The 12739-nt window shown below is 34.8% G+C and carries 12 protein-coding genes; 3 read left to right on the top strand and 9 right to left on the bottom strand.

The window, feature by feature from the left end; genetic code table 11:
* Nucleotides 1–10: 10 nt before the first annotated feature.
* A complete protein-coding gene (locus DOK76_RS00445; RefSeq protein ID WP_206964123.1) occupies nt 11–1135 on the bottom strand; it encodes an NAD(P)-dependent alcohol dehydrogenase in 1125 nt (374 codons plus the stop codon).
* A 180-nt stretch (nt 1136–1315) separates the two neighbouring features.
* Between DOK76_RS00445 and DOK76_RS00440 the strand changes: the two genes are divergently transcribed.
* Together DOK76_RS00440 and DOK76_RS00435 are read left to right on the top strand one after the other, a co-directional pair.
* On the top strand, nt 1316–3055 hold the full coding sequence (locus DOK76_RS00440) for a restriction endonuclease FokI C-terminal domain-containing protein (RefSeq protein ID WP_206964121.1): 1740 nt from the start codon (nt 1316–1318) through the stop codon (nt 3053–3055).
* A 232-nt stretch (nt 3056–3287) separates the two neighbouring features.
* On the top strand, nt 3288–3497 hold the full coding sequence (locus DOK76_RS00435; RefSeq protein ID WP_206964119.1) for a DUF4649 family protein: 210 nt from the start codon (nt 3288–3290) through the stop codon (nt 3495–3497).
* Between the two features lie 277 nt (nt 3498–3774).
* Here the strand turns inward: DOK76_RS00435 and DOK76_RS00430 are convergent, their stop codons facing one another.
* Together DOK76_RS00430 and DOK76_RS00425 are read right to left on the bottom strand one after the other, a co-directional pair.
* Nucleotides 3775–3948 (bottom strand): hypothetical protein, encoded by a 174-nt coding sequence (locus DOK76_RS00430; protein WP_206964117.1) that lies wholly within the window; start codon nt 3946–3948, stop codon nt 3775–3777.
* 251 nt (nt 3949–4199) lie between these two features.
* Nucleotides 4200–6179 (bottom strand): Dam family site-specific DNA-(adenine-N6)-methyltransferase, encoded by a 1980-nt coding sequence (locus DOK76_RS00425; protein WP_206964115.1) that lies wholly within the window; start codon nt 6177–6179, stop codon nt 4200–4202.
* Nucleotides 6180–6321: 142 nt separating this feature from the next.
* Between DOK76_RS00425 and DOK76_RS00420 the strand changes: the two genes are divergently transcribed.
* Nucleotides 6322–7284, top strand: coding sequence for a DNA/RNA non-specific endonuclease (locus DOK76_RS00420; RefSeq protein WP_242542141.1), 963 nt, complete (start codon nt 6322–6324; stop codon nt 7282–7284).
* 82 nt (nt 7285–7366) lie between these two features.
* On the opposite strand, the gene DOK76_RS00415 is transcribed toward DOK76_RS00420, so the two are convergent.
* The 6 genes from DOK76_RS00415 to DOK76_RS00390 form a co-directional block, all read right to left on the bottom strand.
* Entirely contained in the window at nt 7367–7837 is a 471-nt protein-coding gene (locus DOK76_RS00415) for a YbaK/EbsC family protein (protein ID WP_206964113.1), read from the bottom strand.
* Between the two features lie 100 nt (nt 7838–7937).
* The gene (locus DOK76_RS00410) at nt 7938–8762 is read right to left on the bottom strand and encodes a DUF4767 domain-containing protein (RefSeq protein WP_206964111.1); all 825 of its coding nucleotides are present in this window, start codon (nt 8760–8762) and stop codon (nt 7938–7940) included.
* Nucleotides 8763–8902: 140 nt separating this feature from the next.
* Complete coding sequence (gene lrgB, locus DOK76_RS00405) at nt 8903–9586, bottom strand: antiholin-like protein LrgB (protein WP_206964109.1); 684 nt, start codon at nt 9584–9586, stop codon at nt 8903–8905.
* A 1-nt stretch (nt 9587) separates the two neighbouring features.
* Complete coding sequence (lrgA, locus tag DOK76_RS00400; RefSeq protein ID WP_206964107.1) at nt 9588–10016, bottom strand: antiholin-like murein hydrolase modulator LrgA; 429 nt, start codon at nt 10014–10016, stop codon at nt 9588–9590.
* 128 nt (nt 10017–10144) lie between these two features.
* Nucleotides 10145–10873: a LytR/AlgR family response regulator transcription factor gene (locus DOK76_RS00395; RefSeq protein WP_206964105.1), complete on the bottom strand. Its 729-nt coding sequence runs from the start codon at nt 10871–10873 to the stop codon at nt 10145–10147.
* Nucleotides 10873–12630 carry a LytS/YhcK type 5TM receptor domain-containing protein gene (locus DOK76_RS00390; RefSeq protein ID WP_206964103.1) on the bottom strand — a complete coding sequence of 586 codons (1758 nt, stop codon included), beginning with the start codon at nt 12628–12630 and terminating at the stop codon, nt 10873–10875. The genes DOK76_RS00395 and DOK76_RS00390 overlap by 1 nt, the downstream gene beginning before the upstream one ends.
* Between the last annotated feature and the right edge of the window lie 109 nt (nt 12631–12739).

The following is a 12739-nucleotide window of genomic DNA, read 5'->3' as shown; positions in this document are numbered from 1 at the left end:
TTTACATTACTTATTTTGGTGGTTGGTACGTTTTATCCATCACTAAAACTGATTTAAGGGTTTTTCCAGAAATTAAATCAGCCTCTGCTTCGTTAATCTCTTCAAAATCATAGAACTTAATAAATTGATCAAATGGAAACTGACCTTGTAAATAAAAATCAATTAAACGTGGTAAGTGATACTTAGGAATCGTGTCTCCAATTAAGCAACCTACTATTTTTTTATTACCAAATACTAAATCAAAGAAAGTATTCACTTCAAAGTCTTTTTTGGTTACGGCAAGAGGGACAAAAGTTCCACCATTTCCAACAATCGCTAAGGCTTGTTTCATAACAGGCATTACACCAGATGTATCAATGGCATAATCTACTCCCACACCATTAGTAATAGCCATTACTTGATCCACAACCGTCTCAGGATTAACCCCACTATTAATAACATGAGTTGCTCCCAAATCTTTAGCAATTGATAGACGTTCTTCATTAATATCTAAAGCAATAATCGTTTTACACCCAACAATTTTTGCTGCCATTAAAGCTGCAAAACCAACAGCACCAGTCCCAAATACCGCAATACTTTCCCCTGCTTTTGGTCGCAAGACTTCTAACACAGCACCTGATCCAGTTCCAAGTCCACAGCCTAAAGGACCCAGTAAGCGTAAATCCACGTCTTTAGAGACTTTAACAATATTTGATTGATCTACTAAACTATGAGTTGCAAATGATGACTGGTTAAAGAAGTTATTAATACTATTACCTCCTTCATCAGTAAACACATGCTCACCACGGGTATTAACCCCTGAGTTATTAATATTTAACCAAGAATAACAAGAAGACGGGTGTCCTTCATGACATTTTTTACACTCTTCACAATAGCCATAAGATAGCAACACGTGATCACCTGGTTGAAGATCTTTGACATTTGGTCCAACTTTTTCGACAATCCCTGCTCCTTCATGACCCAAAACATTAGGAAACGGAACTGAGTTACCATTACGTTCAGCATAATCTGAACGACAAATTCCCGAAGCAACAATACGAACTAGAACATCTGACTCTTTTGGCTCTGCTAAGTTAACGGTTTGAATATCATACTCTTTACCCTCTTGTGAAACCACGGCTGCTTTAATTTTCATCTTGTATGTCATCCTTTCTGTTTTCAATTTAAGAATAACATGTAAACGCTTTATTTAATTGTATAAAACGGAACAAAAACGAATCTTTGAGTAAATTTCACACATTTTTTATAGATTCATTTTTGCTCTCATCTTCGATATAATGAAAGTAGGACTTGAATGATAATAGGAGGCAAAAAAATGATCTCTCGTACATATGGCTGGGTTCAAAACCCTTCTGATTTTTCTAAATTAAAACTAGTGGTTCAACTCTTTGATGCCACTTCTACTCATTATCAACACGTGAAAAATGACCTGGTGAAACAATACATTCCTTTTGATGATATTGCCACTCATTTACTAAATAAGCTCCAGAAAAACTGTGAAGCCTTTACCTATTTAGAGCTTGTTGGTACCTCTAAAGACATCACAGGGAAGTCTCCTAAAAAACGTAGTGAAGCTGTTGCTGATAGCTTAATTCAAATAACCATTTTGCCTCAATCAGCTCAAACAACTGGCAAGAAATGGACTGACAACTGGACTTCTGACGGATATTTACGTTGGGCCTTAAGTCTTAATTTTGTTCAACATAATAGAGAAACTGATGTCTGCTCACTAACATCACTGGGGAAAGAATTTTCAATATCTCCAGATAACTCAGAAGAAGAGCTAGCCATCCTTAGAAAAGCCTTACTCTCTTATCCACCTGCGACTCAAATATTAAGTCTACTAAACTCAGCAACTAAGCCAGTGACTAAGTTTTATATTGGGAATCAATTAGGTTTTTCAGGTGAAAAAGGCTTTACTTCTTATGATGAAGAACTCATGCTTGATTGGTTTAAAACAGGAACTATAGAAGAGCAGAAAAAAATAAAAACCGATATCGAAGGAACTAGTGACAAGTACGCTCGCATGATTGCTTCTTGGCTAACAAAAGTTGGTTTTGTGACTAAAGAAAGTACGAAAGTTGCTACGCGTCACGGTATAAAGGCAGGTTTTCAAGAGTTTAAGATCACTGCTCGAGGAAGTCACGCGATTAAACAAACCCATGGTAGCTCTAAAAATGCGCGAATCGATAAGTTTTTAACATGGGAATTTTTAGCAGTCGATGGAGATAATCGTAACTACGTTCGTTCTCGTCGCAGTTATTTACTCAAACTACTAGAAGAAACAACCTCTTTTGCTCAATTACTAGATAAAATGAAACAACTCGGCTTTCATGATGATTCGGCCATCATCGAAAATGACTTAATAGGTCTTACTCAATTCGGTATTCGGATTGAACGCTCAGGCAATCAAGTCATTTTAAAAGATAAATTAGTAGACTTCTCCATTCCAGCTCTCAACTTAACAAAAGAGTTGAAACATACTGAAATGGATAGACTAAAAGCAACCTACATGAAGAAAACCGGCTTACCAATGAAATACATCGAACTCTTGGAGATTGCTTTTGACGGCAAACGAAATCGAGACTTTGAAATGGTGACAGCTGATTTATTTAAGCATGTGTATGGTTTTAACTCAGTCCTATTAGGTGGTGGCAGAAAACCTGATGGGGTGATCTTTACCGAAAACTTTGGCGTCATTATTGATACAAAGGCGTATGAAAACGGCTATAGTAAATCCATTAGCCAAGAAGATGAAATGGTAAGATATATTGAAGATAATCAATTACGAGACACTGTTCGTAACCCAATTGAATGGTGGAATCATTTTGATGAGAACATTCAGCCTGATCAATTTTACTTCTTATGGATTTCAGGTAAATTCACTGGACAATTCCATGAACAATTAACATCTACTTATAATCGTACCTCTTCAAAAGGAGCTGCTTTAAACGTAGAACAATTGCTAATTGGTGCTCATAAAGTCCAGACTGGTGACCTCTCTTTAGAAGAGATTCCTAGTTATATGACAAATGAAGAAATTAGTTGGGAATAATCATATAATTCAAAGAATAGCAAAAAGCCAAAGAATTTTATATCTTTGGCTTTTTTTAATATCTTCGTGATAAAGTACGTATAAAGATTTCCGTCTGTCACTACAATTAAATCTTTTTTTCCATAGGATCATAATCTAAAAATATATTATATTAAAACTTAAAATCTATTTTAATTACTTATAATAAGTGGTTTAATAAAGTTAACAAATAAAATGAAAAGGATTTGATAACATGTTAGAAATTACTTATAAAACCGCACAAGAAGCTAATCCAGAAGTTAAAATTTTCGATAACTACGAAGAGTTTTTACAAGGTCAATTTTTAGAGGTATCTGTATTCCCAGATCATTATATTATTGTTAAAGCTATATTAGACGGAAAAGAGATCGGCTTAACAGATTCCACTATCAATGGTTTGTTTAATTATTTAAACACGTTATAACCATATTTAACGTTAAAACACCTCAAAAGTTTCAAATCGACAGTTCTACATCAAGTGATGTGGACAGACAAAATAATGGCTAAAACTTGTATCAAAATCAAAGTTAACCCCTCCGTATCTAGTAATCGGTACGGAGGGGTTAACTTTAGATATCTAGTTACGTAAAAAAGCTCTCTCATTATCTTTTCAGTCTGCATTAAGTATAGATTATACAGGATAGCTTCTTTTCAAATTAAAGCTTTACAACAGCCTCATACTAAAACCAAAAAATAAAAACTTATTTTCTAGAAATTAGATTTTCTATTTTTTCTGCATTAATTAACAAAAATAAACCAATCACAAAGCAAATTACCTCTGCTAATTGCCACTTATTCATAAATAAAAACAAAAAACCACTAACACCCATTAACACGATACTAAATAAAATGATATAAACTGCTATATTTTTCATTTTTCTTCTCCTATGTCTTTATCAATTAGTCTGGCTTTATGAAAATTGAACCACAAACAAGCAGTTAACATATCGCTTGATTCATTATTGTCAGAAGCACTCTTTATTTGATACAGCAACTTCAATCTTGATAAAAAGCTTGTTAATAGTTTTTTTCATTAGTTGAAATACATCATAAAATAAAGTGAAGGGTCAACACCATAGATAGAACTTACAGATTAGTTACAAAATTGTAAGTGATAGCTTCTTTTTTAGTTAATTAATGTTCCATCTTCAGGATTGTAATTGGTTACTAAGACTTCAATACTGCCACTTCCTTTTGAGTTGTATGAAGCATTATTGTAATGATGATCTAAGTACGTTACATGTAGGTCATGGGAGGCAACAAACTCTTTTAACAACTCATGACTTTTTCCTTTATGCTCCAAAACATTGCTCAAAGCAAAGGGAATGCCTTTTTCAGTTAAGCTTTCCAGTAACTCATACATTTGCTTTTCTTGTGTCTCTCCCCAATTTAAAAAGCCACGATTACCATCATTGTAATTACCAGTTGTAATTAAATAAGGTGGATCCAAATAAACAAAATCCCGAGATGTTAGTCCTGACAAATCAACTTCTGTAAATAAATTATCTGTAAAAGTAGCCTCAATGGTTTGTAGTTTTCTAACAAATAGACGTAAGTTTTTTTCCATGTTTTCACTAAAACGACTCCGATTCCGACCAAAGGGATTGTTAAATACCATGGAATTATTAAAGCGAAATTGATAATTGTAACTGTAAGATACTAATACATATAAATCTAATGGATTTGGTTTGTTATTGTACTGCTTTCTAAAAGCTAGATAACCTGCTTCGTTGGTTTTACTTAACTCATACTCAGCGATTCGTTGGTTGATTTTCTCCACTAATTCGTCTTCATCTTGTGTGGCAAAAAAACGAAACATCTCATTGATTTTATCGTTCATGTCATTAAATACATATCGACCAGCTTCTACATTAATCCCTACATTAGCCCCACCACTAAATAAATCCACAAATAAATCAATCTCTTTTGGAAATAAGGGAATAATTTGTTTTAATAGTTTGTATTTACCACCAACATAGTTCAAGGGACTTTTAATGTATTGATGCTTTTGGCTAGCCCATTTTTTAGGTGCCTCGACTTGTTTTGGTACAACTGCCACGTCTTCAAGAGAAGTTGTTTCTTTTTTCTGAATATAGAGTAACAATTCATACAAATCATAACTTGCTGATGCTTTTTTTGATTTGTATTTGCGGTAAGGAATTTTTTCCACAATGACTTTTTGATTGATATCTTGTTGCCTCATCAGCTCAATCAAGTCTTCCTCAGGAATAATCCCTTCGTTGTTGTAACTTAATACAATATGAGTGGCATCAATCGTCTCAATCAAATCAGTCATAGCCTCAATGGCTTTTTTCTTCATGGCATAATCACTACGAATAGGCGACCAATCAAATATTTTTGTTTTTCCTGAGAGTTCTGGTTTATCGTTTTTAGCAACATTCTCTAATAAATGATAATTAGACGCATACTGACGATTATTATATGGTGTATCAATATAAGCAATATCCACTGTTATATTCTTGATTAAGTCATTGGCGTTTTGATTAAAGGCTTTGTTTTCTCGCTCATTGTCATAAACTTCAAGAGGTACTAAATCTAACTGATTCAAAGCTCTCTTATCCCAATGCTTCAAAAAAGCCCCATAAGTTCCTGTAATATTACTCACATAAGGAATAGCTTCAATCAAAACTGATACCAAGTAGCAATACTCTGTTTCAGTCAGTAAGCCTTCTTTTTGCCATTCATCAATCTGATCTCTAATAAAATCAATTCGCTTCCCATTTTCTACTGTAAGATACATCGCTCCACCAGTTGGTGTGTAGCTCGCTTCATAATACCCAACTTCACTTTTTTGACTGTATACATCAGCTTGTTCTTGTAAAAAATCTAGTGGTGAGTCAATTTGTTTGTTTTTTAATTGTTTAAATTCTAGGTTGCCATTATTTTCAATAATTGCTTTGGCATTTATATAACTAAAATAAAGTAAGTCATTGGAATAAACTGTGTAATCCTTTTTGAAATAGTTGCCCACAGTATTTGTCCCAGCAAATAGATCCAAAAAGGTGGTTTCTTTCCCAGTTGTCCGACTCTTTAATAATGTATCAATATGTGTTAGTAGACTTGATTTTGATCCAATAAATCTCAAATTCACATCCCCTTTCATCCTCGTGGTTAATTTTACTTTCTAGGTCTTGAAAAGTCAATTGTATCTTTTAGCTTCATTAACTATTTTCGTTATTTAAATGTTATAATAATCAGACTGACTATTTTATTTTGGAGGAATTTCATTGAAACATATCATCAAAAAATTAAGCTTAACACTCCTTTTAAGTACCTCTCTACTGGGGCTGACAAGTTGTGGGGCTTCTGAAAAAAAGGAAGTCCAATCGGCAACACAAGAAACAAGCTCATCTGAAACAGTAATAACAAAAGAACAAACGTCATCAAGCAAAGAAACCTCTACAACTACTTCCCTTACTGATTTAGCTAATCTGACTTACGAAGGGACACAAACCATAGATGTGAACGAAGGTATTCCATCTTTCACACAAGAAGAATTATCTTTAGATAATGGTGCTTGGGAAAATTACGGTGATTTAGACGAGTTAAACCGAGCTACAGCAGCAAATGCCATGCTAAATCAAAGTCTAATGCCAACTGGTGAAAGAGAAAGCATCTCTTCTGTCACGCCAACTGGTTGGAAAAACAAAAAAATTGAAGGTGGTTATTTATTTAATCGCTCTCACTTAATTGGTTTTGCCCTTGCTGGTGAGAACGCCAATTGGAAAAACCTTATTACTGGTACTCGCCAACTAAATAGCCCTGAAATGCTTCGTCATGAAATGGACGTTAAGTATTACCTAGAACAAAGTCCAGATAACTATGCTAGGTATCGTGTAACACCTGTCTTTAAAGATGATGACTTACTGGCTCGTGGCGTTCAAATGGAGGCTCAATCCATTAACAGTGATGGGATTCAGTTCAATGTTTATATTTTTAATGTGCAAGATGGAGTCTCTCTTAATTACGCTGATGGCTCTAGCCAATTTGAAACAAGCGTGGCTACATCAACACAATCTTCATCAAAAGAAGCCGTTGAGGCAAATCCTGACACTAATACTGCATCAGTTTTTGTAACACCAACTGGAAAAAAATATCATGCTAAAGCTCATGGTAGAGGTAATTTTAGCGAAACCTCCTTAGATGACGCTTTATCTAGAGGTTTAGAACCCTGTGATGTTTGCTATTAAAAAAAAGAGTACCAAGGAAATAATCCTGAAGTGACCCCTAAAAGTTAGACTTTTAGGGGTCACTACATCCTTGGTACTCTTTTTAAGCTTCTGAAAAATCAAACGTTTCTAGATTTAGCACCTCAATAATGCGGTCTAAATCTGCTACTTTTACTACCATAGTTCGATCTGGCCTGCCTGGAGCAAAAACAAGTTTTTCATGAGCTAATAACTCTTGATCAATAATTACTGGTACCTTTTCCTCGTAGCCAAAAGGTGACACTGCTCCTGGTTTTTGACCTGTTTTCTCTTCCATTTTTTCAGGTGAAACAACTGATAATTTTGCTCCAACTAACTGACTCAATGCCTTAAAATCACTTCGTTTCGTAGTAAACGTTAAGAAAATATAATTATTTCCTTTTTTATCCTTTAGAAACAAGCTCTTTGTTTCTGTCCCAGAAAATTGTTGCTCTGCTTTAATCACAAGAGCATCTTCATTAGTATAAATGCTTCGATGTTCGTATAGTTCAAAAGGAATTCCCTCTTTGTCGAATTTTGCTGCTAAATCAATCATATTAATCACCTATTCTTTCTTAAATGTTCATAAATAATACTTTTAGTTTAACATAAACCAACAAACAGAAATGATAGCTTTATCTCATTTATTCTCCTTTTTACTCTTTAACAAGTTGGCTAAATCCTTGATTTAACTCACCATTTTGAGATTCTTTGAAGTAAAGATAGTTATTCTCATTTCCTTGATTTTGTTGTGTCACATAGACTTTAGGCACTCCTTTTTCTAAGACAAAGAAATACACATGTTTCTGTAAATAAGGTTGCGTGTCGGCATCTGAGTAGACTGCTACTAATTGTAAAGGAGCACGACCTTCTCCTGTTGTTGACCACTCAATGTCAACTGGTTGCTCGTTAACAGCCATTTCCCAACTACCATCTAGGACAGCTGCTGGTAAAGGTAAACCGTATAAATCCACTGACTGAACTTGATTGTACTCTTGATATTGTTGATCCATAGTCTTTGAAAAATTAGCCATAAATGTTTTTAGCGAATTAGCCTTTTCTGTCGTCCACAGATTTTTTTCTGGCACCTCTTCTGAGGAACTATCTGTTTGAGCTGTTTCTGTTTGGGTACTTAAACGCGCCTTATCCTCTTTTGCATAGCCTACTATTTTATCTGATCCTTTTTCAATGCTAATTAGTTTATCTAGTTTTACAATCGCATTATGAGTGTCCTCTTTTTCCATAAAAGTAAGAGCTTCATTATAGAGTTCAATTTGTTTTTGGTAGGCTTTTGCCTCTTCTTCTTTAGGACGACTTTCTAAAGCCATCTCAACAAAACCTTCTGCTTGTTCAAATTTCTTTTCTATAATAGCTTCTTTTGTTTTACGCATAGACTGCTCGTAAGCATCATTTTTACCGCAAGAAGCAAGAACTGTCATAAGAAAACCAATAGTCACTACTTTCATAATCATCTTTTTCATACTTGTTCCTCCTAAAAAATAAACTGTACTCCCCTTATTGTATATCATTAAATCCCCTTTTTTAAGTACATCTGTCTATTTTAAGAAAAAAGAAAAAAAGTAAGCCAAAAGCCTGATTGCTTAAGTCTTACTCTTTTTGATTATATATTAATTAATGTAGCAAATATTGGAACTAAAATCACAGTAACTAGACCAACTACCACAACAGATAGACTCGCCATAGCTGCCTCAGTTTCACCTAACTCTAACCCAACAGAAACACCTAAAGCATGTCCTGAAGCCCCAAGAGCTAACCCTCTTGAAATGGGATGTTTAATGCCGAAGAACTTAATCAAGTTACCACCTAGAGCGTAGATCAAAACTGCTGTAAAAATAACGGCAAAAGCGGTAATGCTTGTTAATCCACCAATTGATTTAGACACAGGTACCGCAATGGCTGTTGTTGCCGCCTGAGGTAAGATAGCTAGGGTAATGTCATTGTGGACATTCATGATTTTCCCAACAGCAATAATCACAAAAAGTGCTACAGATGTTCCGATTGTTAAAGATAGCATAATTTCTAAAGCGTATTTTTTTAAGACATCTCTTTTCTTATAAAGAGGAATAGCAAATGCTACTGTAGCAGGATCTAAGAAGAAACTGATTACTTTTCCGCCTTCGTTGTACTCTTCATAACTAATTCCTGTGACTTGTAAAATCACAATACCTAAAACCATTCCCACAAAAAGTGGCGTAAATAAGAAGAAGCCTTTGCTCCATTTAAACAAAATCGCTCCGATTCCAAAAGCTACTAATGTAATCATAATTCCAACATATGGTGTCATCTTAAAGCACCTCTTTCACTGATTCTACTCGTGTCTTAGCTTCAACGCCCTTACCACTTTTAAATGACTCTCTCACTTTTAAAAGCAGTGTGCTTGAATAACCAATCGTTACAAATAAAACGAGAATACCAATAAAGATTAAACTCATGATTTGAACACCGTACTTCGCCATAATATCTAAAGAGGTAATTAAAGAAATGCCTGATGGAACAAATAAAAATGAAATGATTTTTGATAAGTTATTTCCTAATCCTTCTACTTGCTCTAATTTAATGATATTTAAACATAATGCTAAAAATAAAAGCACCATACCGATTAATGAGGGAGGTAGTGGGATTGGGGAGATACTAGCAATCCCATTAGCTATTAATAAGATTAAGGCATAAATGAAAGCCTGTTCCAAAAAACCATACACTTTTTTCTTTTCCATTTTTGTCACTCCTACTTGTTTTTGATGAGCTTAGTATACAACTCATTTTAGACAGTTTGAGTGATTTTGACATGAGTTGCATAAATCATGACACCACTTACAATATAGAGAACATCACTAACGGATAACTAATCAAGACCAATTTTTTCTTTAAACACCTTAATGTAAGAACGACTAATTGGCACCTTTACTTGATTGAGTAAAGTCACTTGTAATGTGTTATTAAACCAAGGTTGAATCTCCTTGATTTTAGTTAAATTTATCATGTAGCTTCGATGGGTCTGTAAAAAAAGCTGATTCGGTAATTTACTTTTCAAACTATTTAAAGTCCCAGTCATTTCATACTGGTGGTCTTTTGTCATAATTGTCAGTACACGACCTTCCACAGAAATACCATATATTTCCTCCGGATCGATTAAATAAATTCGATCCTCCATATAAACAGGTATTGTATCAAGAACAGCTCTCTCTTCTTCAACTTGAGGATTAGCCGTTCCTTTTAACGCCTCCATGGCTTTATCTAAGGCTTGTAAGATTTTCTTTTCCTCAAAAGGTTTTAGTATATAATCCCTAGCATTAACTTCAAAAGCTTTCACCCCATACGAATCAAAGGCTGTAGCAAATATTAAATATGGTGCTTTTTTCAAGGTGACTAGTCGTTTAGCTAAATCAAAACCAGTTTCTCCCATTAGCTGAATATCAAGAAAAATAATATCTGGTTTGTCATCCATCATTTGCGACATAGCCTCATCTACTGACTCTGCCGTGGCAATACTAGTGACACCTGAGTGCTGCGTCACTAAATAAGCCAACTCCTCTCTTGCTAAGGGTTCATCATCTACAATTAATACGTGCATTACAACGTCTCCTCTCTCATAACAGGTAGTTGAATCAAGAAGCGACTACCACCCTCTGATAAAGAGGAAATAGTAAGGCTTCCTTCTTCACCAAATAAATTATTAATTCGTCTCACTAGATTATATAAAGCAGTACCAGACCCTACTTCAGAAGTTAGCACGCCTTGACCAATCTGTAAGATTCGCTCATCTGTAATCCCTGTTCCATTGTCCACGACTTCAATTTCCAATCTATTATCACGAGTTCTGATTGTCACCTTAATTTGATTATCATTTCGCCTTTTATCAAAGGCATGCTTAATCGCATTCTCAATCAAAATTTGGAGTGAAAACGGTGGAATTTTCATCTGACGCGTCTCTTCCTCTATTTGAAACCTTACTTGATACTTATCTGGAAAACGGGTTTGCTCAAGGTTGAGATACGCATCTACTTGGGCTAACTCTTGTTCCAAGGGAATCAAGGTTTCTGCCGCTCCTATTAAGTTACTTCTAAAATACTGACTTAGTTGTAGTAACAGTTCTCTTGCTTTCTCACTATCTCGTCTCATCAAAGCAGAAATAGTATTAATCGCATTGAAGAAAAAGTGTGGGTTCACTTGAGATTGTAAAGATTTAATCTCCGCATCTTTTAACAACTGAGTCTGCTCTTCAGCTTCTCCAAGTTCAATTTGAGAAGAAAAAATCGTGCCTAATCCTTCAGCTAAAGACTTCATTAACTCTGTTAAATGTCTAGAATCAGTAAAATATAACTTCAAAGTCCCTGCGACATTGCCTTGACTTCTTAAAGGAATCACAATAGCAGCTGATAGAGGACAACTCTCCTCAGTACAACCAACTTCTTCCTTATGATACGCAACGGCCATCTCTCCTGAATGAAGAACCTCTTTAGATAATTCAGTAATCACATCTTTTTCTGGAATATGATGGTCGCTTCCGGCTCCTACATGGGCTAATATCTTATGTTTGTCTGTAATACTTACAGCACTTACTTTGGTATAATGCTGAATAATTTTGGCGACACTTCGACTTGTATCAGGCTTTAACCCTTCCCTAAAATAAGGTAGAGTTTTGGCCGCAAGTTCAAGTACATCATGGGTTTGAATTGCTTTTGCTTCCTCTACTTGATTGATTGTGCTATTTAAAATGGACATAAAAATAAAAGTACCCACACTATTAAGTAAAATCATTGGTACTGAAATAAGTTTGACTAACTCCACACCTTCAGCTAAGCTCCCTGTAAATAACAAAACAAAAATCATTTGAATAAGCTCCATTAAGGCACTCACCAATCCTGACTTCAAAGGATTAGGAAATAATTGTTGCTTAGATAGTAACCCGCCAAAATAACCAGATAAAATCCCAATAATGATGGATGACGGAATATAAAATAGGCCGGTTGTCCCTGTTCCTTGAAAGGCTCGATGAACCCCTGCAATTAGGCCCACCACAGTCCCTACAACAGGTCCACCTACTAAACCAGACACACTGATTGCTAACGTCCTTGTATTAGCAATCGCTGCTTCATTTGAAATATGGGTCAATACATTACTTAAAATAATTTTATCCCCAGAAATTTCAATTCCTGTTAAATTAGAAATAATAGCAAATACACCAAAAAACAAAATAAGTTTCACTTTGGATTGAAACAACTCACGCTCATACAATAGCTTCTTAAAATAAGTCACATTTACAAGTAAATAGGCTAATAAAATAATCAAACCTACTCGCTCCATCATCATAATAAATAAATCAATCACTACAAACACCCCTCTTTCGCCCTATTGTAACACTCTTTTTTAAAAGATAAATAACTTGATACTCATAAAAAAACTCAAGAGGCAAGCTAAGGGCTTATCTCTTGAGTTC

The organism is Candidatus Vagococcus giribetii (assembly GCF_017316185.1).
Lineage (GTDB): Bacteria > Bacillota > Bacilli > Lactobacillales > Vagococcaceae > Vagococcus > Vagococcus giribetii.
The sequence above is the reverse complement of the archived record's forward strand: the minus strand, read 5'-3'. Positions and strand labels throughout refer to the sequence as shown.